The 24756-nt window shown below is 35.3% G+C and carries 20 protein-coding genes; 17 read left to right on the forward strand and 3 right to left on the reverse strand.

Annotated elements, in window-relative coordinates:
* Positions 1-71: 71 nt before the first annotated feature.
* The 5 genes from MHH96_RS11870 (at position 72) to clpB (ending at position 8454) form a co-directional block, all read left to right on the forward strand.
* Positions 72-1154: a carbamoyl phosphate synthase small subunit gene (locus MHH96_RS11870; RefSeq protein WP_341117384.1), complete on the forward strand. Its 1083-nt coding sequence runs from the start codon at positions 72-74 to the stop codon at positions 1152-1154.
* Positions 1147-4269 (forward strand): carbamoyl phosphate synthase large subunit, encoded by a 3123-nt coding sequence (locus MHH96_RS11875; protein WP_047942479.1) that lies wholly within the window; start codon positions 1147-1149, stop codon positions 4267-4269. Before MHH96_RS11870 ends, MHH96_RS11875 begins: the two co-directional genes overlap by 8 nt.
* Positions 4266-5213, forward strand: a complete 948-nt coding sequence (gene argF, locus MHH96_RS11880; protein ID WP_095258834.1) for an ornithine carbamoyltransferase — start codon at positions 4266-4268, stop codon at positions 5211-5213. The genes MHH96_RS11875 and argF overlap by 4 nt, the downstream gene beginning before the upstream one ends.
* Before the next feature lie 244 nt (positions 5214-5457).
* Entirely contained in the window at positions 5458-5637 is a 180-nt protein-coding gene (locus tag MHH96_RS11885; protein WP_047942478.1) for a YjzC family protein, read from the forward strand.
* 216 nt (positions 5638-5853) lie between these two features.
* Positions 5854-8454, forward strand: coding sequence for an ATP-dependent chaperone ClpB (gene clpB, locus MHH96_RS11890; protein WP_341117385.1), 2601 nt, complete (start codon positions 5854-5856; stop codon positions 8452-8454).
* A 174-nt stretch (positions 8455-8628) separates the two neighbouring features.
* Here the strand turns inward: clpB and MHH96_RS11895 are convergent, their stop codons facing one another.
* Positions 8629-8808 (reverse strand): YjzD family protein, encoded by a 180-nt coding sequence (locus MHH96_RS11895; RefSeq protein WP_235844452.1) that lies wholly within the window; start codon positions 8806-8808, stop codon positions 8629-8631.
* Positions 8809-9104: 296 nt separating this feature from the next.
* Here MHH96_RS11895 and MHH96_RS11900 point away from each other — a divergent pair, with 296 nt between their 5' ends.
* The 3 genes from MHH96_RS11900 to MHH96_RS11910 all read left to right on the forward strand — a co-directional run bounded on the left by MHH96_RS11900 (position 9105) and on the right by MHH96_RS11910 (position 11827).
* Positions 9105-9842, forward strand: a complete 738-nt coding sequence (locus tag MHH96_RS11900; protein ID WP_095330023.1) for a hydrolase — start codon at positions 9105-9107, stop codon at positions 9840-9842.
* A gap of 163 nt (positions 9843-10005) precedes the next feature.
* Positions 10006-10791: a hypothetical protein gene (locus MHH96_RS11905; RefSeq protein ID WP_144545302.1), complete on the forward strand. Its 786-nt coding sequence runs from the start codon at positions 10006-10008 to the stop codon at positions 10789-10791.
* Between the two features lie 22 nt (positions 10792-10813).
* Positions 10814-11827 (forward strand): BMP family ABC transporter substrate-binding protein, encoded by a 1014-nt coding sequence (locus tag MHH96_RS11910; RefSeq protein ID WP_328282749.1) that lies wholly within the window; start codon positions 10814-10816, stop codon positions 11825-11827.
* Between the two features lie 109 nt (positions 11828-11936).
* Here the strand turns inward: MHH96_RS11910 and MHH96_RS11915 are convergent, their stop codons facing one another.
* Entirely contained in the window at positions 11937-12335 is a 399-nt protein-coding gene (locus tag MHH96_RS11915) for a hypothetical protein (RefSeq protein ID WP_144545300.1), read from the reverse strand.
* Positions 12336-12728: 393 nt separating this feature from the next.
* On the opposite strand from MHH96_RS11915, the gene MHH96_RS11920 reads away from it, so the two are divergent.
* The 5 genes from MHH96_RS11920 (at position 12729) to MHH96_RS11940 (ending at position 17850) form a co-directional block, all read left to right on the forward strand.
* Positions 12729-13667: a beta-ketoacyl-ACP synthase III gene (locus MHH96_RS11920; protein WP_144545298.1), complete on the forward strand. Its 939-nt coding sequence runs from the start codon at positions 12729-12731 to the stop codon at positions 13665-13667.
* Positions 13668-13737: 70 nt separating this feature from the next.
* Entirely contained in the window at positions 13738-14979 is a 1242-nt protein-coding gene (gene fabF, locus MHH96_RS11925) for a beta-ketoacyl-ACP synthase II (RefSeq protein ID WP_047942462.1), read from the forward strand.
* 265 nt (positions 14980-15244) lie between these two features.
* Positions 15245-15667 (forward strand): Fur family transcriptional regulator, encoded by a 423-nt coding sequence (locus MHH96_RS11930; RefSeq protein ID WP_171509447.1) that lies wholly within the window; start codon positions 15245-15247, stop codon positions 15665-15667.
* A 332-nt stretch (positions 15668-15999) separates the two neighbouring features.
* Positions 16000-16755, forward strand: coding sequence for a DUF2268 domain-containing protein (locus MHH96_RS11935; RefSeq protein WP_235850257.1), 756 nt, complete (start codon positions 16000-16002; stop codon positions 16753-16755).
* Positions 16756-17103: 348 nt separating this feature from the next.
* Positions 17104-17850 (forward strand): YjbA family protein, encoded by a 747-nt coding sequence (locus tag MHH96_RS11940; RefSeq protein ID WP_047942457.1) that lies wholly within the window; start codon positions 17104-17106, stop codon positions 17848-17850.
* A 515-nt stretch (positions 17851-18365) separates the two neighbouring features.
* Here the strand turns inward: MHH96_RS11940 and trpS are convergent.
* Positions 18366-19355 (reverse strand): tryptophan--tRNA ligase, encoded by a 990-nt coding sequence (trpS, locus tag MHH96_RS11945; protein ID WP_047942455.1) that lies wholly within the window; start codon positions 19353-19355, stop codon positions 18366-18368.
* Positions 19356-20015: 660 nt separating this feature from the next.
* Between trpS and MHH96_RS11950 the strand changes: the two genes are divergently transcribed.
* From MHH96_RS11950 to MHH96_RS11965, 4 genes are all read left to right on the forward strand, one after another.
* Complete coding sequence (locus MHH96_RS11950) at positions 20016-21629, forward strand: peptide ABC transporter substrate-binding protein (RefSeq protein ID WP_341117390.1); 1614 nt, start codon at positions 20016-20018, stop codon at positions 21627-21629.
* A gap of 191 nt (positions 21630-21820) precedes the next feature.
* On the forward strand, positions 21821-22756 hold the full coding sequence (locus tag MHH96_RS11955; RefSeq protein WP_047942453.1) for an ABC transporter permease: 936 nt from the start codon (positions 21821-21823) through the stop codon (positions 22754-22756).
* Between the two features lie 2 nt (positions 22757-22758).
* Complete coding sequence (locus tag MHH96_RS11960; protein ID WP_047942451.1) at positions 22759-23676, forward strand: ABC transporter permease; 918 nt, start codon at positions 22759-22761, stop codon at positions 23674-23676.
* 12 nt (positions 23677-23688) lie between these two features.
* Positions 23689-24756, forward strand: coding sequence for an ABC transporter ATP-binding protein (locus MHH96_RS11965; RefSeq protein WP_047942450.1), 1068 nt, complete (start codon positions 23689-23691; stop codon positions 24754-24756).

Genomic DNA, 24756 nt, shown 5'->3' on the forward strand with positions numbered 1-24756 from the left:
TTTTTTGCATGATAATGTATAATTATAAGAAATAAAGAGTAACTATACATTCATTATAGAGGTGTTAACAAATGGAAGGTTATCTTCACTTAAGCAATGGTGTGAAATATAAAGGCGATTTCGTTACAAATAGCGATGCCAAAGAGATAAAGGGAGAAATCGTATTTTTCACTGGAATGACAGGATATCAGGAAGTACTAACAGATCCTTCCTATAAAGACCAAATTATTGTTTTTACGTACCCGTTAATTGGAAACTATGGCATAAACAAAGAAGATTTTGAAAGTAAAAAGCCGCATGTAGCAGGTGTTATTGTATATGAATCGAATAGTGACGCATTTCATTATCAAGCTGAATATTCCTTACAGCAATATTTAAATAAATGGAATATCCCAATGCTAGCACATGTTGATACCCGTTCTATTGTAAAAAATATAAGAAAATCTGGTTCTATGCCAGCCATTATAACAGAAGAGAAAGAAGTTTCTGTACCAACATTTGCTTTAAAGGAGGATGTTAAAGTAGCAAAGGTTTCGGAAATGAACTTTCAAACGTATGGGCAGGGTGAATATCATATTGTCCTTGTTGATTTTGGAAAAAAGGAAAGTATGTTAACAGCATTATTAGAGCGTGAGTGTAAAGTAACGGTCGTTCCCTATAATACACCATTTACTAGTATTAAATCACTGCAGCCTGACGGCATTCTCTTATCAAATGGACCTGGGAATCCAAAGGAGTTAATCAGTATTTTACCAACGATTAAAGCAGTGATTAAGCATTACCCAACTCTTGGTATTTGTTTAGGACATCAGCTTGCAGCATTAGCTTTAGGGGCAGAAACTACCAAACTGTCATTTGGACATAGAGGAGCCAATCATCCTGTAATGGATCGGAAGAAAAAGAAAGTGATTATGTCCTCTCAAAATCATAGCTATGTAGTAAAAGAAGAAAGTCTATCTGCTACAGGTTGTGAAGCAAGATTTTATAATCTTCACGATGGATCAGTAGAAGGGCTGTCTCACAGCATTTATCCACTGCAGACGGTACAGTTTCATCCAGAGGCAAATCCAGGTCCTTCAGAAGGATGTTATATATTTGATGAATTTATAGAAAATGTTAAAGCAAATAATGGGAGAGTTTTTGCATATGCCTAAAGACACGACGATAAAAACCATACTTGTAATAGGCTCAGGACCAATTGTAATTGGTCAGGCAGCTGAATTTGATTATGCTGGCACACAAGCATGCATGGCTTTGAAAGAAGAAGGATATAAAGTCATCCTTGTAAATAATAATCCGGCAACGATAATGACAGATGAAACTTTTGCTGATTCGATTTATTTTGAACCATTGACAGTAGATGTTTTAGAAAAGATTATTCAAAAAGAAAAGCCTGATGGAATTCTTGCTACTTTAGGAGGGCAAACGGGATTAAATCTGGCATTTCAATTGAGTGAACAAGGCATCTTAGAAAAGTATCAAGTAAAATTGCTGGGAAGCTCTATTGAATCAATCAAAAAGGGAGAAGATAGAGAAGCATTTAGAGAATTAATGTATCAATTAAATGAACCAGTACCAGAAAGTAAAATTGTGCATAAAGTCGAAGAAGCGATAGACTTTGCAAATGAAATTGGCTTTCCTATCATTGTTCGTCCTGCCTATACCTTAGGTGGAACAGGCGGTGGTATCGCTGGGGATATGGAAGAATTCATTAGTCTAGTATCTGGCGGTTTGAAGGAAAGTGCCATTGGTCAATGCTTAGTGGAAAGAAGTATTGCTGGCTTTAAGGAAGTAGAATATGAGGTAATGCGTGATAGTATGAATACATGTATTACCATTTGCAATATGGAAAACATCGATCCAGTCGGAATTCACACGGGCGATAGTATTGTTATTGCTCCGTCCCAAACATTAACAGATGTAGAATATCAAATGCTTCGTTCTGCTTCTATTAAAATCATTTCTGCCCTAGGAATTATAGGTGGATGCAATATCCAATTTGCACTAGATCCGAACAGTAAGAAATATTATTTAATTGAAGTAAATCCAAGGGTGAGTAGATCATCCGCCCTTGCATCAAAAGCTACTGGGTATCCGATTGCTAGAATGGCTGCAAAATTGGCAGTTGGTTATTGTCTCAATGAGCTAATAAATCCAGTAACAGGAGATACATTTGCAAGCTTTGAACCGGCATTAGATTATGTCGTAGTAAAAATACCAAAGTGGCCATTTGATAAATTTCCTACTGTATCAAGAAAACTCGGCACGCAAATGAAGGCGACAGGAGAAGTAATGGGAATAGACCGCAATATGGAGCGGGCCTTGCTAAAAGCAATCCATTCTCTTGAGATAAAGGGAAATGATTTAACCCTTCCAGAATTAAAGCATATGCCAGTGGAAGTGTTATACGAGAAAATGCTGGAACAAACGGATGAAAGATTTTTTATTATTTTAGAACTAATTAGGAAAGAGGAGCCACTTGCTAAAATACATGATTTAACAAAAATCGATTTATTCTTCCTTCATCGATTTAAAAGATTGATTGAGATGGAGAAAGAAATATTCCATACTTCCCTCCAAACAGTAACAAAAGAGAGTTTACTGAAATGGAAAGAAAAGGGGTTTAGTGATGCTTTCTTAGCAAATGCGTGGAATTGCTTTGAAAAAGAGGTAAGAGAAAAACGCAAACAATTACAAGTGATGCCTATTTATAAAATGGTTGATACTTGTGCAGCAGAATTTGAAGCAAAAACTAATTACTACTATTCCAGCTATTATGGTGAAAATGAGCAAAATAAAAGTACTAAACGAAAAGTACTTGTTATCGGCAGTGGTCCCATCAGAATTGGTCAAGGGATAGAGTTCGACTATTGCTCGGTTCATGGCGTATTTGCCTTAAAAGATGAAGGTCTGGAAACAATCATTATTAATAATAATCCAGAGACCGTGAGTACAGATTTTGCCACGGCAGATCGTCTATATTTTGAACCATTAAGCGTGGAAGATATTATGAATGTTATCGAATCAGAAGGGATAGAAGATGTCATTGTCCAATTAGGGGGTCAAACTGCTCTTAATGTAGCAAAAGAACTGGAATCCTATGGTGTCCATATTCTTGGAACAAACAGTGACACAATCGATGTTTTAGAAGATAGAGATTTATTTTATAAGCTATTGGAAGAAGAAGATATTCCTCATATCCAAGGAGATATCGCAGAAAATGAGCAGCAGATTATTGCTTCAGTCCAGAAGATAGGCTATCCAGTTCTTATCCGTCCATCTTATGTGATTGGCGGTAAGGGAATGGAACGGATAAATAATGAAGCAGAATTACAATCCTATTTACAAACAGAGGTACCTTACCCTGTCCTTGTTGATCAGTTTATGGAAGCTTCAGAAGCAGAGCTGGACTTAGCAACAGATGGAGTCGATATTTGTGTTCCAACGATTATGGAACACATCGAGAAAACGGGAGTACATTCAGGAGATAGTCTATCTATATTGCCTGCTAAAAATTTATCAGTAAGCGTAAAAGAAAAAATGATCACTTACGCTAAAAAGATTGTTCAGCATACAGGCTATAAAGGACTAATGAACATCCAGTATATCATCAATAAGGAAGAGGTATATGTATTGGAAGTAAATCCTCGCGCTAGTCGAACAGTACCGATTGTAAGCAAAGTAACTGGTGTACCATTAGTACAAATTGCGACAAAAATATTGCTTGGGACATATACATTGACCGAAAAAGAAAAAACATATTCGGATGATATAGAATTTACTTGTATTAAGTATCCTGTTTATTCCAATTATGCTTTAAAAGGGCTAGATTCTAAATTGGGACCAGAAATGCGTTCTACAGGAGAAGGAATTGCACTTGCAGAAACGCTAGAAGATGCGTTGAAAAAAGTATTTCACCCTACTTTAAAGAAACTGCCAAAGCAGGAGATGAAAATTGTTTTAAAAACAACAGAAGATCTAGCAGATCTTTATGATAAAGCAGACCAAGTCCAATTATCAGTTGAAATCGCTGATAACCAATCAGTAGAATCGTTACTAGCAGATAAGAGTACGGTTGCCTTTTATAATCCAACAAACTTACAAGAAGATCGACAATCTCGCGAATTAGCAACGAGAAATCGTATTATTACCTTCACGCAAAAAGAAAGTCTCGAAGCATTTATTTCCTCTTTTAAAGGAAAAGACATAACCGTTCATTCGATTCAGGAATGGCATACAAATATAAGAAAAGGAGTGAGTACAGTATGATGATTACATCTAATCTAGATTTAAAGGGAAAAGATTTATTAACATTGGCTGACTATTCAAAAGAAACAATCCTTGAATTATTAGATAAGGCGAAGGCAATAAAAGAATCCCACTTAAAGGGAGAAATAATTGCCCCTCTAAAAGGAAAAACATTAGGAATGATTTTTGAGAAATCATCAACGCGAACAAGAGTCTCCTTTGAAGCTGGGATGCTTCAGCTGGGAGGGCATGCTCTATATTTAAATAGTCGAGATCTGCAAATTGGCAGAGGGGAGACTATTTCAGACACCGCAAAAGTGTTATCCCAATATGTAGATGCCATTATGATTCGTACTTTTTCTCACGATATTGTCGAAGAATTAGCAGAGCATGCAACCATTCCTATTATTAATGGATTAACGGACTTATATCATCCATGTCAAGCATTAGCAGATTTACTTACTTTATTGGAAGTAAAAGGGAGTTTGGAAGGTCTAAAGCTTGCGTATATTGGTGATGGAAATAATGTGGCTCATTCTTTACTTATCGCTTGCTCGAAAGTAGGGGCAGATATTTCCATTGCGACACCACCAAATTATGAAGTCGATAAAAAAGTGGCGGAACTAGCCTATTCTTTTGCAAAAATAAGTGGCAGTAAAATTGTCCTTACTCATAATCCTATAGAAGCTGTTCGGGATGCCGATGCCATCTATTCAGATGTATGGACCAGTATGGGGCAAGAAGCGGAGAATGAGCAGCGTTTAAAAGATTTCCAAGGCTTTCAAATTAATGCAGAATTAGTGAACCATGCAAAATCGGATTATATTTTTTTACACTGTTTACCAGCCCATCGTGAAGAAGAAGTAACATCAGAAATTATCGATGGAAGTCATTCCTACGTCTTTCAGCAGGCCGGCAATAGATTACATGCCCAAAAAGCATTATTGGTGGAAATTTTAAAATAATTTGTATGAAGACTGTTAACAGATATATTGTTTGTTAACAGTCTTTTTAGGTTATTTTTTTAAAATAGATATGGACTTATAGCATGCTCGAATGAAAATGTATTTATTCCAATAAAAAGCCAGTCATTATTTTCCGTAATGTTCACTTTGAAAAAAGGTAATACTAATAAGCAGTTAAGTAACACATATTTGCTTCGTGTTTACTTAGCTTTTGAATTGGTAATGGATAAAGGAGGAGTTTATTTTGGGTCAAAATAGACAGTTTCGTCCAGGGCAAAAGGCACCAAATAATGGATTGTATATAGAAATTGGTGAAACCGGAAGTAACGTAAATAATCCTCAAATGCTAAAACTGAAAGCTGGAGACCGCTTTCCAGAAACATCGAATCATAATCGATTATGGACATATCAAAGAAAACCATAATAAGATAACCCCAATATTATACGATGATACCAATAAAAGGCTCGTATAATCGTTTAAAAAAGGGATTTCTCTAAAGAGTCTGCTTCATGATGATTATCTCCTTGAGATCATTGTTTTGAATTTACTCTTTGTCCAAGAGAGATCCCTTTACATATGGATAAATTATACTATAATAAAATCAAAGGTCAAAAAAGGTCAAAAAAGGAGTCTTGTAAAATGAATGTAGAGCAGATGACAGAAAGAGTCCAATCGGCCATAACTGAAGCACAATCCCTTGCAAAAAAAGAAAGTCATCAAGAAATAGATGATATTCATTTATTTATGGCAATTCTTCATCAACAGGATAATTTAATGACGGCCATTTTAAACAAGTTAAAAAAAGATCCAAATAGAGTGAGCGATAAATTAGCGGAAGAATTAAAGAAAAAGCCACAAGTATCATATAGTGGTTCTCAACAAGGTACGGTATATATAACTGCTGGTTTGCAGCAGCTTTTAATGAAGGCAGAAGAAGAGATGCGGGAATGGGAAGATGAATACTTATCTGTAGAGCATCTTATACTGGCATCCTATAAAGTAGAATCTTCTACAGTAGGAAGAACATTGAAAGAAGAAGACATTTCATTAGCGGAAATAAAGAAAGCAATAAAAGAGATAAGGGGGACACAGAGAGTGACAAGCAAAAATCCCGAAGCGACATATGAAGTACTTAGTAAATATGGACGAGACTTAGTAGAAGAAGTAAAGTTGGGCAAGCTTGACCCAGTGATTGGCCGTGATAATGAAATTCGTAATGTAATCCGTATACTATCAAGAAAGACCAAAAATAATCCTGTTTTAATTGGAGAACCTGGGGTAGGGAAAACGGCTATTGTAGAAGGCTTAGCACAAAGGATTGTTCGAAAAGATGTCCCAGAAGGTTTAAAAGATAAAACTATTTTTTCTTTAGATATGGGTGCACTAGTGGCAGGAGCTAAATTTAGAGGCGAATTTGAAGAACGTTTAAAAGCTGTTTTACAAGAAGTGAAAAATAGTGATGGGAGAATCATCTTATTTATTGATGAATTGCATACAATTGTTGGCGCAGGAAAAACAGATGGTGCAATGGATGCAGGAAATATGCTTAAACCGATGCTGGCAAGAGGAGAACTTCACTGTATTGGTGCGACAACATTAGATGAGCATCGTCAATATATTGAAAAAGATCCTGCACTTGAGCGCCGTTTTCAGCAGGTTATAGTCTCGGAGCCGACAGTGGAAGATACGATTGCTATTTTAAGAGGACTAAAAGAAAGATTTGAAATTCATCATGGTGTAAATATTCAAGATCGTTCTATTATTGCAGCTGCAACTTTATCGGACAGGTATATAACAGAACGCTTCTTGCCGGATAAAGCGATCGATTTAATAGACGAAGCTTGCGCGATGATTCGTACAGAAATCGATTCGATGCCAATTGAAATAGATGAACTAACAAGAAAAATTATGCAGCTTGAAATTGAGGAAGCGGCATTGCATGGAGAAGAGGATGAGCAAAGTAAAGCGAGACTTGCGGTTATTGCAAAGGAATTAGCTAATCTCAGAGAACGTTCTAATGTCTTAAAAGCAAAATGGCAGCAGGAAAAGGATGCTTTACAATCCATCCATGAGAAAAAAGAACTGCTTGAACGAAAAAAGAGAGAGCTGGAGGATGCGGAAAATAATTATGATTTGAACAAAGCAGCTGAATTAAGACATGGCAGCATTCCAAAATTAGAAAAAGAAATTAAGGAGATGGAAGAAAAGACAAAAGAAGGACAGGAGAACCGTCTCCTTCGAGAAGAAGTGACAGAAGAGGAAATTGCCAATATTGTTGCAAGGTGGACTGGTATACCTGTATCCAAGCTAGTGGAGAAAGAGCGAGAAAAGTTATTACGCTTAGAAGCAATTCTGCAGGAAAGAGTGGTTGGTCAAGCAGAGGCAGTGCAGTTAGTAAGTGATGCAGTACTAAGAGCGCGAGCAGGAATAAAAGATCCGAACAGACCAATTGGCTCCTTCTTATTTTTGGGACCTACTGGTGTTGGGAAAACGGAACTTGCCAAAACCTTAGCGGCAACGCTTTTTGATAGTGAAGAGCAAATGATTCGTATCGATATGTCCGAGTATATGGAAAAACATGCTGTGTCTCGTTTAATCGGTGCTCCTCCAGGATATATAGGCTATGAAGAAGGGGGACAATTAACAGAAGCAATCAGAAGAAAACCATATTCTGTTGTCCTATTAGATGAAGTAGAGAAAGCTCATCCAGAAGTATTCAATATTCTGCTTCAAGTTCTTGATGATGGCAGGATTACAGATTCGAGAGGACGAACAGTGGACTTTAAAAATACAGTCATCATCATGACATCCAATATTGGTTCCCATCTTTTATTAGAAACGGGAGAAGCAGAGGAAATACCCGAAGTAATAAGAGAAGGCGTTATGAATCAATTAAATGGACATTTTAGACCAGAATTTTTAAACAGAATTGATGAAGTTATTTTATTCAAACCTTTATCACTCGGAAATATTAAAGATATAGTATCCAAGCTAGTTGTTCAATTACAAGCACGCCTTACAGATCAGCATATCACTATTGATATGACGGAAAAGGCGAAAGAATTTGTTGCAAGAAATGGGTTTGATCCAAAATTTGGAGCAAGACCACTTCGTAGATATTTACAGAAAACAATTGAAACACTGCTGGCAAAAGATATAATTGCTGGTAAAGTAAAAGAAAGTGATCATGTTTTAATTGATGAAGAAGAGGAACAAATAATTTTAAAACATACTTTGTAATTTTCGACTATTAAGTGTTTGTAACAGCCTGAATACAATTGGACAAATTAGTAAATATTTGTATTCAGGCATTTTTTTATGGCTGCAATAAAAAGGTGATTAAACAAAATACACGAATAGAATTCCCCTATTAGTGCATATATTTAATCACCCAATCTTACGATATACAGATTTTTAATGAGAACCTTTTTCATGAGCAGGTTCATCTGGAATAATTGCTGATAAAATGAAAACTAGTACGGAAAAGACAGCTGTCAGAATTAGCCCCATTGAAAAATTAAAAGGAACCCCATTCATTGAACCAACAACATAAACTAACATTTGAGCAAGTAAAAATGTCCAAAAAATTGTCATTATGTAACGCAACCGAAATCACCTCTTTATAGCTTGCTTATCATAACCATCTTACCACATCGAAGCTAAATAATAAATGTGAATGATAGAGCTTTCTTAAATTCTTCACTTTTTCCATTATAAATAGTATTTCCGATTATGTTAATATGTCATTCCTTTAACAGAAATAGATAAAAAATCTGATTATTTTCTGAGATGACTCCGCATTTCTTCTTGAAATATAGGCAAACTCCCTTACGTTTTAATAAAAGAGACATACATTATTAGAAGGAAAATGCTAAAAAGGAGTTTTTAAGATGGAGAACCGGAACTTCCTGTTAGATACCGAATGGAACATGATACATTATCCTCATCGACCTAATGGTTTCGGTATCTTAATAATTGGAGACGAAAGAAATTATGTAACCGACAGTAATAGTTTTTGGAACCAAAATGAAGGAAAGCGGAATTTAATTGAATCGTTACGGGATAATGGATATACGATATTTTATTCCAATCTATATGGAAAGAACTGGGGCAGCGAAAAAGCTTTGCAATTGGCGAAAAGATTATATGAACATATTATTCGAACAGAAATATTAAACCAGAGAATTCATATAATTGCTGAAGGAATGGGGGCACTGACAGCGATCCAATTAATGATGGAGATGAAAGACAATATTCGATCTGTTGTTTTGCTAAACCCAATTTTATCTTTAAAAGAACATTTAGATAGAGAGAAAGAGCATAAGTTTTTTATAAAAAAGTTAACGAATGAGATAAGTATCGCTTTTAATACGAATAAGCAGGAGTTATTCGAAATGGTAAAGGAGAAAAAGGAGTATCAGTTAGATGAGGCAGACATCCCAACAAAAATTATTCATATTTTGCATAACGGTAGATCCTATTACCAATCAAATGGATTAAAAAAAGCTTCTGTAATTTGGGAAGAAAAAGACCTGCCTATTTTTGTTTCTTATGTATTACCGGAGAAAAGGAGTGCCATTCCGAAACAAATTGCTACGTTTTTTAAAAAATATGAAAAGTCGCTTTGAAAGAAAAGATGGTGTCCAAGTAGCATAGGCTATATTAGGCACCATCTTTTTTGAATTTTTCATAGAAGAATGGGTACTAAATCAAGCTTTTATTAAGCATATGAAATAATTGTCTTTTTTATTGCATATGATACATTAAGTAATTTTAATGGGAGGCTTTTTCATGAAGAAAGCTGTAATATTTGGCGTTTATCAGTTTGTGGGCTTTCATATATGCTCCGTATTATTAGAAGAAGGAGAGAAAATAATCGGCATCTCCTATCCAGAATTTTCGATAGAAGATTTAGAAGATAAGAAAATGGAAATTGGGCGCAATGCGAATTTTAGTGAGAAAAGCTTGGATAACCTCCCTTTTATTCTCCAAGATTCAAATGTACAACATATATATTTTGACCTTTATACATTAAAACAAATATCAATATACGAAAAGGTCCAAAGTCTGTTTTTAAATTTTCGAGACAAAGAAAAGAGCTGCGGTAAAAAGTTGATTTTTTTAGTGAATATTACTTCTATAGAGTCAGAAAGAGAGTTTACAACCTTTTTAAAAGATAATTTAGTTGACCATGATATACAAGTAATTCATCTACCAACACTTTATGGTCCGTGGCAGCCAAGTGATTTTTTATTTCAACAGATTGTAGAGGGAAAAGAGAAGAACGATATTCAGTTAAATGTACGCGAGTATACAATGGATGCAATTTTTATTGAAGATGCGGTAAGGGAAGTAGTAAAAATGACAACGAAAGGACAAAATAATGATATTCTATTAAAGAGTAAGGAAATAAACCATTGGCAAAGATGCTTAGAACAATTACAATGGGATATACCAAAAACAAATAAGACTTTGCAAATATCTCGAAATTTACAAGAAGTAATCATTGAAAACAAAGGGACGATAGAGGATAACATAGAAAAGCAAAAAAGGCATTACTTATTTAATAGAATTTAGCAGTATTATAGGAGTAAATACAATGAAAAGTGCATGGATGAACATTCGTAAATCAATAATTAGGGGAAAGCTTTTTTTTATCCTTCCTCTAATGGCGTGTGTTCTTTTCCTTTTTCTATTCTTTAATAGTTCACTGGAGAAACAAGGGAAAATAGAAAAAGTTGGTCTTCTTGTAGTTGGAACAGTAAATGATCAGGCATGGGGGACGCAAGGATATAAAGGATTATTAAATATACATACGAAACTTGGGGTAGATGTGTTTTATAAAGAGGCTATTGATTCTTACACAGTTGCAGAAAGAGCAGTGAAGGAATTACAGGGAAAAGGGGTCAATTTAATTTTTGGCCACGGCGGAAACTTTGTGCAGTATTTTAACATTCTTTCTCATAAATTTCCCTCCATCCATTTTGTTAGTTTAAATGGAAGAGAACCTGCAACACAACCGAATACAAGTAATATTAGACTAGAGAATTATCCGATGGGCTTTTTTGGCGGGATGGTTGCTGGACATATGACAAGAACAAATAAGGTCGGGGTTATTGGTGCATACGAATGGCAAGAGGAAGCCACTGGCTTTGAAGCAGGCGTCCACTATATCAATAAGGATGTAAATGTCTTGAAAGAATTCGTTAATGATTGGGATAACCGTGAAAAGGCGATGAACCTGTTAGATAAGGAGATCAGTCAAAATGTAGACGTGGTTTATCCAGTCGGCGATGGTTTTCATGTGGGGATCCTTGAAAAAATGAAAGAAAATGGTTTATACGCGATTGGATATATTTCAGATCAGTCCACTATTGGGAAGTATGCTGTCTTAACAAGCACCATTCAAGATATCCCCGAGCTTTATGGGCAAATCGCTCAAGCATTTGATGAAGGCAAACTAAAGTCTGGAAATCGCTCCTGTGGGATTAGAGACGATACCATTTTTCTAGGGAAATATAGCCCCAATGTAGATAAAGAGTTTATAGAACGATTGGAAAAAGACTTTGACCGTTATAAGAATACAGGCAAGTTGCCAGATGAAATTAAATAGTAAGCCTTGTCCAAAACAAGTGTAAAGTAGTTGGATGTCCTACTGAAATTGCTAATATACCTTATAAAAAAAGGGGATAGATTAACAACATGCATAAAATGTTACAAAGTTAATCCATCCATTTTTTTATAAATGGGGTAATTTTCTTAAAAATAGGCTTTAAGTCATTTGCCGATGTCATAAACATATCAACGTTTTTAATCAGAAGCTCCAAGTCAATTTGATTTAAAAAATTTGTTACCGCATCAATATTTACATTTTCATCTTTTTCTTCCACTTGCTTTGTATTTCCGCCACTTCTTCCAAGAATCCAATCATCCCCTTTCTCTCTTCTGTTGTAGGATGGTTCCTTGTCGTTATGCTGAGAATGTTCAATCTGTTGCTTTTTTCTAACGGATTGACGGTTTGTACCAAACATAAACATGGAAAAGTGATCAATTTCAATTTCTTCCTCTTCTATTTTTTCCTTGTCTTTTTCATCATAGAATTCATCTTTAAAATCCTCCACAATATTTCCTCCTATTTCACGATCATGGAATGATGCTCTTAATATGCTATGATAAATATCAAGGAATGCTTAGACCAATGTAATAGAAAGTAAAATATGTTGCAAAAGGGTAGAGGAATTTGATAAAATTAGTACCAAGTCATAATAATTGATAATAATATATACTGTATGAATACTGTTTTCTTTTTTCTTGAATAACAGTTAGGAGAAACGAAGAAAATGGTAAGCTTCTTTGTTTGTGAATTACAGAAGGCACCGATTTAAACTCAACCAGACTGGCATTATTGTAGCAATCATTCTAATAAGATTTTATGAAAAGACTGTTCATACTAATTAACAGTCATAAACGAAACATATACCGGATAACCGGTGACTATAAAGGAGCTGAAAGCTTTGGGAACAGGAATAATTGGTATTGGCCGTGAACTTCCAGAGAAAATTTTAACAAACTTTGATTTAGAAAAAATGGTTGATACAAATGATGAATGGATTAGAACAAGAACTGGGATAGAAGAACGAAGAATTGCAGACGACAACACAGATACATCTGATATTGCATTAGCTGCAGCACAGAAAGCAATTGATGATGCTGATATTCACCCAGAAGATATTGATATGATTATGGTGGCAACTGTTACGCCAGATCAATCATTCCCTTCTGTTGCCTGTATGATTCAAGAAAAACTAGGAGCTAAAAAAGCAGCAGCGATGGATTTAAGTGCTGCATGTGCAGGTTTTATGTATGGGATGATAACTGCAAAACAATTTATTGATACAGGAGTTTATAAATATATACTAGTAGTTGGGGTAGAAAAGCTTTCTAAAATTACGAACTGGGAAGATCGCAATACTGCTGTTCTTTTTGGTGACGGTGCAGGAGCTGCTGTATTAGGGAAAGTTTCTGAAGGAAGAGGCATTCTTTCTTTTGAACTAGGGGCAGATGGTTCTGGTGGAAAACATCTTTATTTAGATGAAGAAGACTATATTTACATGAATGGTAGAGAAGTTTTTAAATTTGCTGTTCGTCAAATGGGAGAAAGCAGTGAGAATGTTTTGGTGAAAGCTGGTTTATCTAAAGAAGACGTAGACTTCCTTATTCCACACCAAGCTAATATTCGCATTATGGAAGCATCTAGACAAAGATTGAATTTACCGGAAGAAAAACTATCGAAGACAGTTCATAAATATGGAAATACAAGTGCTGCATCTATACCGATTTCATTGGTGGAAGAATTAGAGGCTGGTAAAATCAAAGATGATGATGTACTTGTAATGGTTGGTTTTGGTGGAGGTCTGACTTGGGGCGCGATTGCAATGCGCTGGGGTAGATAATAAATTACTTCCTATATAAATAGAATATACTTTTTAAGTTGATGATAATTACAAAAAAGGAGAAAAAGTCATGAGTACAAATAAAAGAGTAGTTGTTACTGGTATTGGTGCTGTAACACCGCTTGGTAATGATGCAATAACTACCTGGAAAAATATTGTTGCTGGAGTTTCTGGGATTGGACCATTAACTAGAATAAATGCAGATGAATATCCAGCTAAAGTTGCTGCAGAAGTGAAGGACTTTAATCCAGAGGATTTTATGGATAAAAAAGATGCTAGAAAAATGGATCGCTTTACACAATATGCAGTCGCAGCTTCCCTGATGGCTGTAAAGGATGCCGAATTGCAAATTACGGATGAAAACGCACCGCGTGTTGGGGTTTGGATTGGGTCTGGTATTGGTGGAATGGAGACTTTCGAAAATCAATATGAAACTTTCCAAAAAAGAGGATATAAACGTGTAAGTCCTTTCTTCGTACCAATGTTAATTCCAGATATGGCATCAGGACAGGTATCGATTACATTAGGAGCAAGAGGCGTGAATTCTTGTACGGTTACTGCTTGTGCAACGGGTACAAACTCAATCGGAGATGCCTTTAAAGTAATTCAGCGTGGCGATGCTGATGCGATGATTACTGGGGGGGCAGAAGCGCCGATTACTAAAATGTCAGTAGCAGGCTTCTGTGCAAATACTGCGTTATCTTTCAATCCAGATCCAAAAACAGCAAGCAGACCATTTGATGCAAATCGTGATGGCTTTGTTATCGGAGAAGGAGCAGGAATCGTTGTTCTTGAAGAATTAGAGCATGCATTAGCGAGAGGTGCTAAAATCTATGCAGAAATAGTTGGGTATGGTTCAACTGGAGATGCTTATCATATTACTTCCCCTGCACCAGGAGGCGAAGGTGGAGCAAGAGCAATGAAAATGGCAATCAATGATGCAGGACTTACTCCAGAAGATGTTTCATATATTAATGCACATGGTACAAGTACTGCTTATAACGATAAGTTTGAAACAATGGCAGTCAAAGAAGTATTTGGAGACTATGCTTATAAAGTACCAATGAGTTCGACCAAATCAATGACAGGTCACTTACTAGGTGCAGCAGGGGGAATTGAAGCTATTTTTAGCGTATTAGCAATAAAAGATAGCATCGTGCCACCAACAATAAATTTTGAAACAGCAGATCCAGATTGTGATCTAGACTATGTTATCAATACACATAGAAAACAAGAAGTAAATGTAGCAATGAGTAATTCCCTAGGATTCGGCGGTCATAACGCTACAATTGTGTTTAAAAAATATCAATAATTCATGGATTTTGTTTGAAAGAGCATTTAATAAAAAAACTGCTAAGCTTCATTTATTAATCGAGGCTTAGCAGTTTTTTATTGTTAAAATAAAACCTCCTTTATTTATAATTATTTTAAATTAATATTGACTATTATTATAAAGTGTATATAATTAAAACTATAATTCTATTATTTAACATAGAAAATTCGGAATGAATCAATTTATAAAGAAAACGCTTTCTTTAGAAGGTGAACTAGCATATCACGTAGAAAGGAAGAATTCTATGCTTAGTATAGAAAGAGCTAAAAACCTCTTAAAAGAAAAAAATATACGTTTAACACCACAACGGCTAGAATTAATTAATATACTTTCTAAAGACAACAAGCATTGGACAGTAGATGAAATTTACCATGTCCTAAATGAGAATATGCCTTCGGTTAGTATTACAACTGTTTATAATAATGTTCATTTATTTACGGAATTACAATTATTAAAAGAAATACAATTCGGAGAAGGATTAAGTAAATATGAATGGAAGAAAGAGGAGCATTATCATATTGTCTGTAGCGATTGCGGAGAAATAGTTGATATTTGGTATCCTATGTTAAGGGAGGTAGAGGCATTTGCGAAATCCATATCTAAATTCCATATCAGTTCCCACAGCCTCCAATTTTATGGAACCTGTGAGCAGTGTTCAAAAGCATGAACGAAAACAAGAAACTATTTGTTTAGAATGTAAACAACCAATCAAAAAATTAAAGCATTCCATCCGATGTGGATGTGGAAGTAGAATATTGAAAGATTTTCAGAAATAAAGCTAAATATACAAATTTATTTTGATTACAAAGAAAAGGATAGACAAAGGAGAACTGGGAGTGCGTTCTTCATTGTCTATCCTTTTTAGTATAGGGAGGTTTTGAAAAGCCTGACTGCTATCAAGGTTAGTATCAATACGCTGCCAGCTCTGGAACCTCTAATTTCGAAATCCATATACTGTTTAAATGAATAGGAAAAAAAGAATGAAGAGGGGAAATAGCGGTGGGGGTAATCAAAACAAATAAATGGTTAGAAGATAATTTTTATGAACCAACTACAATATGTGAACATTTTCAATCAGCATTTGATGGAGATAAGCCTCAAAATATATATCGATATTTAATGAGATTTGGGATGTATAAGCCATCAAGACATTCGAGACAAGCATTTGAGAAGATGAAGGAACAAGATACGTGGAGTAAAGTAGAACGGATTTTTTTTAAGTATAAGAAAAAATGGAAGGGGCCAGATATACCTATATACGTATTTCCTTTTCAGTCTTCTTGGAGAGGAGACGAAAATAAATCTGGTGTATCGTTTCCTGATCAACTCTTCTTATTTATTGATGATGTCGAAAATGAAAAAGAGCTAGAAGCCCTTTTTATTCATGAATATCATCATGTATGCCGAATTCATTACCAAAAAAAAGCTATAGAGGATTATACCTTACTAGATTCCATCATAATGGAAGGATTAGCGGAGCTTGCGGTGAAAGAAAACTGCGGAGAAGCCTATAATGCTAATTGGTGTCACTTGTATGATGAAGAAGAAATAAAGCAATTTTGGGAGACAGAGCTTAAGGAACATTTACATGTAAAGAAAACAGAAGAGAAACATGATGATTTATTGTATGGTTATAGACGCTATCCCCGTCTTATTGGCTATAATACAGGTTTTTATCTTGTGAATTCTTTACATTCCAAGCAAAAAATCTTAGAAAAAGATCATTTCACAATTAATAGTGAAGCTTTTTTGTAATACTATACTACTATTTGAATGACGAGTTTAGCAGAATAGCTCGTCTATTTTTTATGGGAACATTGAAAGGGGATCTCCTCTTTATAAAAAAGAAAAAGACATGTTAGCGAAAGTTTGTACATATTATGTTAATAGGTTATAAAAATGATTGTTCAATTTTTAGGATGAACTTTAGCAATATATTTAAAGAGAAAAATGATATTCCGCTATATGTATGCCTATTACTAGGGAAACTGAAACATAAAGAGAAAATCGACATAAAAAAAATAATCCTTTGAAAATAGGAATAAATTTACTAAGCTCTGACAATACTTATGGACAAACAGTTGTTGAAGTGAGGGATAAAATATGCAGTATCTTCATGATGTTTGGGTAAATTGGTTTGAAGGGGAAGAAAACGGATATAATGTATGTCACTTTCATGAATGGAGAAAAGATGATGGTGTTGAATTATTGGACCAAGTTCCACTTTTGAAAGTAGATTCATGCTTATACAATTACATAGAAAATGACTTGGCAGAAATACCACGACAATTATTAGAAGAGATTTATCAGAAGGCATATCTACGGAAGAATCATGAACGAATTCAATTAGATTATTGTTTTGTTGTTTCTGATGGGATTGGTCTTTTAGTAGTAGATACAATCGGATACTCTGTTCCCATTCGAAAAAGCCGAATGATACCTAGACAAGAACAATTGGCCTATGAATTGCTTGAAAATCAAGAAACGATTTATTATAACTTTCAAAACACCGAAGAGAAAAAAGAGTTCCATATTCTATCACCTGATCCTCATGTGATGAATGGATTAACGAGAAAAGAAAGACAATTAAAGCAATTATTGTTTATGGCATTAGATCAATTACATTCTTCTGAAAATGTAGCAGAAGTTCGTTATTGGTACACAGAATGGAGCCCAGAACGCTATTTTGAGATTCAGCATTTAGATTTTGAACATGCGTGGAATGAACTATATGAGTGTACAAAATACGGATGGTCTAAAAAGCATGAACAGTTTTGTGAGAATATTATAAAAGGTCAGCCTTTTTTTGAAAAACTCTGGGAAATGGAGCATGGCCCGAAAGTAAATTAATAGTAACCAATTAAATAAAATGAATAGGATAAAAAAGCCAGAGTCTTAAGTATCCTAGCACTAAGTTAAACCCAAACAATTTGAGGAGATACCAAGTATATTTCCTGTGATTGTTTGGGTTTTATTCCCTTTTTAGAAGGGGGATCGTTAGGAGGACACTCAACTCCTGCGGGAAGTAGAGCAAAGCCTAAGACCCTACAGGCTTAGGTTGCTCCCCGGCGCATAGAGTGTCTGTAGCGTAATGGAACGAATTGGTTTCCCTACTAATTTAGAGATTGTTCGTCATTATTCATTAATTATTTTGTTATGTCCTACTCTCTTCTGCGAATTTTTATCAGGATAAGGTAACAGAGAGGGCTGCTCTGTTATAAAGATAAATTCACCTCGATATTAATTTTTCTCACACCTCTCATAACCCCGTGTAAACTGTAATTCCCCATCTGAAATCTTCACCCTGCTTGATTTGAAGCATAAAAAAACGATGGAGTTAGCCATCGTTTTGATAAGGGAGGAGCTTAACGTCGTTTCCGTCCTAATCCCATTGCATTTTCCATTTTTTTAATCATTTTCCCTGCCACTTTATTTGCTTTTGCCGCACCTTCGTCTAAAATGTCATCTAATTCCGTTGAATTCATTAGCTCATTGTATTTTTCCTGAATTGGTTTTAATGCATCCACTACAACGTTGGCTAAGTCAGACTTGAAATCTCCATATCCTTTTCCTTCGTACTTCTCTTCAAGGCTTTGGATACTTTCCCCTGAAAGAATAGAATAAATAGATAAAAGGTTGGAAACCCCTGGTTTATTCTCTCTATCGAATTTAACGATACCTTCAGAGTCTGTTACCGCACTTTTAATCTTCTTCGTAATCTGTGCTGGCTCGTCCAATAAAGTGATGGTTGCCTTATTATTTGTATCAGATTTACTCATTTTCTTTGTAGGATCCTGTAAGGACATAATGCGAGCTCCTACTTTTGGAATGCGTACTTCAGGAATTGTAAGAATATCATTATATTTTTTATTAAAACGCTCGGCTAGATCACGAGTTAATTCTAGATGTTGTTTTTGATCTTCTCCAACTGGAACAATATCTGTACTATATAGAAGGATGTCTGCAGCCATTAATGGTGGATAGGTTAATAATGCAGCAGAAACAGCATCTTTACCAGTTGATTTGTCTTTGAATTGTGTCATTCTTTCTAATTCGCCAATATAAGAAATACACTGCATCAACCAAGCTCCTTGGGCATGGGCTGGTACTTCTGATTGAATAAATAAAGTCGCTTTATTAGGGTCGATTCCTACAGCTAAGTACAGAGCTGCTAAGCTGCGAATATTGTTTCGAAGTACCATGCGATCTTGAGGCACTGTAATGGCATGTTGATCCACAATACAGAAGAAACAATTGTATTCATCTTGCAGCTCCACGAATTGACTTAATGCACCTATATAATTCCCTAATGTAATGGTGCCGCTTGGTTGAATCCCAGAAAAGATAGTTTTCATCAAATACTTCCTCCAATATGTATTCTAGACCCCTGATTAGTTTATAGATGTTTCTAATCAAGCGGTTTATTCTATTTAATAGTTTATTTTAGAGCCATGTTTATCTGCAAGAGAAACAGTTTTCTTCAAGCAAATACGTTAGTACTGTTAAAGATAGAATCTAGAAACTTAATTATCAATATCATTATTATAACCATTTTAGCATGATTAGTTGATATGCAAAGGCTGTTTTCTTAAAGTTTGACAAATTTTAAGAAAAAAGAATGGATGCAAGGAATAATTTTGAATTCTGATAAATTTATATTAATATAATTATTCTGTAGATTTATATATTTCAGATTTGTTTTTATTCTACAAAATTCTACAAAATTCTTGCGTGTTGAATAATCCAACTATATAATTGTCATTGCGAATGGATTAGATAGTAATATTTCAGACTATTTAAAAACATGTAAGAATACATAAATAATTTGTAATGAATGAAAAATTATTCCTATATAATATTTTGCGCGTTTTACCGTGCTGCTATTTTAATTGGAAACGGTCATTTATTCTAATTGACTGACTATTTAGGAAATGACTGCTTGTGTATTCTGAGGTTTAGAGTGGGAAAGCTATTTTCGAAGTTCCATTTGAGGAAATTATTAAGGGGGTAATTACATGAGAAAAAGAATGCTTGTGCTAATGAGCTTAGTGCTTACACTCAGTGCTTTTCTTGCTGCATGTGGTAATAACAAAGGTGGTAGTGATAAATCATCACAAAATCTTCGTTTAAATATTGTTTCAGAACCACCAACATTACATCCAGCATTAGCTACAGATTCAACATCTGGTGGAGTGTTAATTCAAACTTTTGAAGGGTTAACTCGAATTGATAAAGATGGAGTTCCGCAGCCAGCTATGGCAGAAAAAGTCGATATATCAGATGATCAGTTAACTTACACGTTCAAAATCCGCGAAGATGCAAAATGGACAAACGGTGATCCAGTAACAGCAGCAGACTTTGAATATGCCTGGAAATGGGCAATTGATCCTCAAAACCAATCACAGTATGCTTATCAACTATATGCCATTAAAGGTGCTGAAGCAGCAAATAATGGTAAAGGTAGTCTTGATGATGTTGCTATTAAAACAGTAAATGAAAAAACGTTAGAAGTAACCTTGGTAAACCCAACGCCATATTTCTTACAATTGCTAGCTTTCTATACTTATTTCCCAGTTAATAAAAACGTTGCAGAAGCAAATCCAGATTGGTATAAAAATGCTGGAGATGATTATGTAACGAATGGTCCTTTCAAAATGACGGAATGGAATCATAGTGAGTCTATCCTTTTAGAAAAGAACGAAGACTATTGGGATGCAGACAAGGTTAAATTAGAAACAGTAGAAATGACAATGGTAGAAGATCCAACAACAGAATTAAGCATGTTTGATAACGATGAATTAGATTGGGCTGGCTTACCTTTTGGTGCATTACCTACTGATTCTATTAAAGCTTTAAACGATAAAGGTGACCTAAATATCAAAGCGATAGCAGGTACTTATTGGTATAAATTTAATACAAAAGAAAAGCCATTTAACAATGAAAATATTCGTAAAGCTTTAACATATGCGATAGATCGTAAAGCAATTGTTGAGCAAATTACTCAAGGTGGACAAATTCCAGCAACGGCAGTTGTTCCTCCAACCATGTTTTCAGAAAACGAAAAAGGTTATTTTAAAGATAATGATATCAAAGTAGCAAAAGCAGCTCTGGAAAAAGGTTTAAAAGAGGAAGGCTATGCTAGTGTAAAAGACTTACCAAAAATCACATTATCATATAATACCGGTGAAGCACATGCTAAGATTGCACAAGCGGTTCAAGATATGTGGAAGAAAAATCTTGGAATTAATGTTGAGCTAGATAATGAAGAATGGCAAGTTTATCTAGAGAAAATTGATTCTGGTGACTACCAGGTTGGACGTATGTCATGGTCTGGTGACTATAATGATGCATTTAATTTCCTAGAATTATACCGTGATGCAAACGGAGGAAATAATGATACTGGGTGGGAAAATCCTGAATACAAAAAACTTCTTGATGCTTCACAAAAAGAAACAGATGAGGCAAAACGCAAACAATTATTACAAGATGCAGAAACTATTTTAATGAACGAACTTCCAATTGCACCTGTTTATTTCTATACAAATACATGGGTACAAAAAGATAATCTAAAAGATGTAGTCATTTCAGGTTTAGGGGAAGCACAGTTAAAATGGGCACATTTTAAATAATACAATAGTTGGCTTTGTTCATTCATCATACTATAGGAAATTCGAACTTTAATTTTTTATGAAAGTACAAAGCTAAAGAGAAAAAAGAGGCTGCCTTATTTAACGAGTGATACTTTCTAAGTAAGCTCGTTTCCTAGGGCATCCTCTTCCTTGCTAATTGGCATTGGTTTAGAAAAAATGGAGGTAAAACCATGATAAAGTACTTAACAAAACGTTTGCTGTTTATGGCGCTATCCTTATGGTTAATCATAACAGCTACGTTTTTCTTCATGAGGATGGCACCAGGTAACCCATTTACATCGGAAAAGAAAATGCCGCCTGCAATCGAAGCAAATTTAAACGCCCATTATGGACTTGATCAGCCTTGGTATGTCCAATATGGAGAGTATTTGCTAAGAGTTGTTCAATGGGATTTTGGTCCATCTTTTAAATATAAGAGCCAAACGGTGAATCAATTAATCAATGAAGGATTCCCGGTATCATTAGTCTTGGGCGTAGAAGCAATTTTTATCGCTTTAGCCATTGGTGTTACATTAGGGGTAATTGCTGCTTTAAGACATAATAAATGGCAAGATTATCTGGCGATGATTGTCGCAGTATTAGGAATATCAGTACCTTCGTTTATTATGGCAGCTTTTCTGCAATATATTTTCGCAATGAAGCTGGGGATATTCCCTGTAGCAAGATGGGGAACATTTATGCAAAGTGTCCTGCCTGCAATCGCATTAGCAGCTGGACCAACAGCATTTATTGCTCGTTTAACTAGATCTTCAATGTTAGAAGTGTTAAGCAATGATTATATTAAAACGGCAAAAGCAAAAGGAATAAGCGGCTTTAATATTACTGTAAAGCACGCCATCCGCAATGCGATTCTTCCCGTTGTTTCATACATGGGGCCCTTATCGGCGGGAATTGTTACAGGTAGTTTTGTTATTGAGAAAATCTTCGGTATTCCAGGTCTCGGATCACAGTTTGTCAAAAGTATAAATAACCGTGATTATACAGCGATTATGGGAGTAACTGTTTTCTATAGTATTATCCTGTTAGTATCTGTTCTTCTTGTCGACTTATTGTACGGATTAATAGATCCTCGAATTAAACTATCGGGCGGGAAGAAAGGAGCGTAAAGATGCAAGAAATTTCGAAAGATAAATTTGAAATAGTTGGCAATAGCAGCATAGAGTCAGAGAAAATATCCAAAGCAAGTTTGTCGTTTTGGAAAGATGTTTTTACTCGTTTTAAGAAAAATAAGCTTGCGGTTTTTGGACTTGTTCTTTTAATTCTTTTAATTGTTATGTCTTTAATAGGGCCGTTATTAACTCCGTACAATTATTATGAGAATGATTATACAAAAACGAATCAGCCTCCAAGTGCTGAACATTATTTTGGCACAGATGACCTTGGCCGAGATATGTTTGCTCGAATTTGGTATGGTGCGAAAATATCGTTATTTATTGGGGTAGCGGCAGCCTTGATTGATTTAGTTATCGGCGTAATCTGGGGAGGGATTGCAGGTTATAAAGGTGGAAAAACCGATGAAGTAATGATGCGTATAGCGGATGTATTATATGGTATTCCTTACCTTTTACTAGTAATTCTTTTAATGGTTGTTCTTGGCCAGGGAATATGGACGATGATTCTGGCAATGAGTATAACTGGTTGGATTAATATGGCGAGAATGGTCCGTGGACAAGTATTATCCTTAAAGAGCCAAGAATATATTCTTGCTTCCAGAACGTTAGGAGCAAGTGTATCAAGAATTATGAGCAAACATTTAGTCCCAAATGCAATGGGGCCAATTCTTGTGACATTAACTTTAACTGTACCTAATGCTATTTTTACAGAGGCATTTTTAAGCTATCTTGGTTTAGGATTAACTCCTCCATTAGCCAGCTGGGGAACGATGGCCAATGATGGAATCGGAGCACTGCAATATTATCCATGGCGATTATTTTTCCCTGCACTGTTTATATGTTTAACAATATTTGCCTTTAATGTTATTGGCGATGGAATCCGAGATGCTCTTGATCCAAGACTACGTAAGTAAGGAGTGAGATACATGGAAAAATTATTAGAAGTAAAGGATTTACAAGTCTCATTCCATACGTATGGAGGAGAAGTGCAGGCAGTTCGTGGAGTATCCTTTGATTTATACAAAGGGGAAACATTAGCTATTGTTGGTGAATCCGGATCAGGTAAAAGTGTTACGTCCCAAACATTAATGAAATTAATCCCGATGCCTCCTGGCCATATTAAAGGAGGACAAATTTTATTTAATGGAGAAGATATTGTTCAAAAAACGGATAAAGAGATGGAAAGTATCCGTGGGAAGGAAATGAGTATGATCTTCCAAGATCCTATGACATCTTTGAATCCGACTATGCGTATTGGTACACAAATCATGGAAGTACTGATAAAACATCAGCAAATGAACAAGGAAAAGGCAAAAAAGAAAGCTGTTGAATTGTTAAGCTTAGTTGGAATTCCTAAACCAGAGAAAAGGGTGGATCAATATCCGCATGAATTTTCTGGTGGGATGAGACAACGTGCGATGATTGCCATTGCTTTAGCTGCTAACCCACATCTATTAATTGCAGATGAACCAACAACAGCTTTAGATGTTACGATTCAAGCGCAAATTTTAGATTTAATGAAAGATTTGCAAGAGAAAATGAATACGAGTATTATCTTCATTACCCATGATTTAGGGGTAGTCGCAAATGTGGCTGATCGTGTTGCTGTAATGTATGCTGGTCAAATTGTTGAAATGGGAACAGTTGATGAAATATTCTACGATCCAAGACATCCTTATACATGGGGGCTTCTTGCATCTATGCCAAGTTTAGACAATGATAATGAAGATGAGCTTGCTGCTATTCCGGGAACACCTCCAGATTTAACGAATCCTCCTATAGGAGATGCATTTGCTGCGAGAAATCCATACGCATTAGCAATTGATTTTGAACAAGAGCCGCCAGTGTATCAAGTGTCTGAAACACATTTTGTGAAATCATGGTTACTGCATCCGAATGCGCCAGCAGTAGAACCACCAGCTTCAGTTAAAGAAAGAATAAGAACGTTACCCTCTAACTTTGAAACACCAGTATTAGTAAAGGGGGATAAATAA

It is taken from the genome of Niallia sp. FSL K6-0212 (genome assembly GCF_038007605.1).
Taxonomy (GTDB): Bacteria; Bacillota; Bacilli; order Bacillales; family Cytobacillaceae; genus Niallia; species Niallia circulans.

Excerpts from the sequence above, each read along its gene's own strand:
- MHH96_RS11955 (WP_047942453.1), top strand. The coding sequence starts at position 21,821 with ATGATAAAGTACTTAACAAAACGTTTGCTGTTTATGGCGCTATCCTTA.
- clpB (WP_341117385.1), top strand. The coding sequence starts at position 5,854 with ATGAATGTAGAGCAGATGACAGAAAGAGTCCAATCGGCCATAACTGAA.
- argF (WP_095258834.1), top strand. The coding sequence starts at position 4,266 with ATGATGATTACATCTAATCTAGATTTAAAGGGAAAAGATTTATTAACA.
- MHH96_RS11905 (WP_144545302.1), top strand. The coding sequence starts at position 10,006 with ATGAAGAAAGCTGTAATATTTGGCGTTTATCAGTTTGTGGGCTTTCAT.
- MHH96_RS11965 (WP_047942450.1), top strand. The coding sequence starts at position 23,689 with ATGGAAAAATTATTAGAAGTAAAGGATTTACAAGTCTCATTCCATACG.
- MHH96_RS11960 (WP_047942451.1), top strand. The coding sequence starts at position 22,759 with ATGCAAGAAATTTCGAAAGATAAATTTGAAATAGTTGGCAATAGCAGC.
- fabF (WP_047942462.1), top strand. The coding sequence starts at position 13,738 with ATGAGTACAAATAAAAGAGTAGTTGTTACTGGTATTGGTGCTGTAACA.
- trpS (WP_047942455.1), bottom strand. The coding sequence starts at position 19,355 with ATGAAAACTATCTTTTCTGGGATTCAACCAAGCGGCACCATTACATTA.
- MHH96_RS11940 (WP_047942457.1), top strand. The coding sequence starts at position 17,104 with ATGCAGTATCTTCATGATGTTTGGGTAAATTGGTTTGAAGGGGAAGAA.
- MHH96_RS11930 (WP_171509447.1), top strand. The coding sequence starts at position 15,245 with ATGCTTAGTATAGAAAGAGCTAAAAACCTCTTAAAAGAAAAAAATATA.
- MHH96_RS11870 (WP_341117384.1), top strand. The coding sequence starts at position 72 with ATGGAAGGTTATCTTCACTTAAGCAATGGTGTGAAATATAAAGGCGAT.
- MHH96_RS11895 (WP_235844452.1), bottom strand. The coding sequence starts at position 8,808 with ATGACAATTTTTTGGACATTTTTACTTGCTCAAATGTTAGTTTATGTT.
- MHH96_RS11910 (WP_328282749.1), top strand. The coding sequence starts at position 10,814 with ATGAAAAGTGCATGGATGAACATTCGTAAATCAATAATTAGGGGAAAG.
- MHH96_RS11875 (WP_047942479.1), top strand. The coding sequence starts at position 1,147 with ATGCCTAAAGACACGACGATAAAAACCATACTTGTAATAGGCTCAGGA.
- MHH96_RS11900 (WP_095330023.1), top strand. The coding sequence starts at position 9,105 with ATGGAGAACCGGAACTTCCTGTTAGATACCGAATGGAACATGATACAT.
- MHH96_RS11950 (WP_341117390.1), top strand. The coding sequence starts at position 20,016 with ATGAGAAAAAGAATGCTTGTGCTAATGAGCTTAGTGCTTACACTCAGT.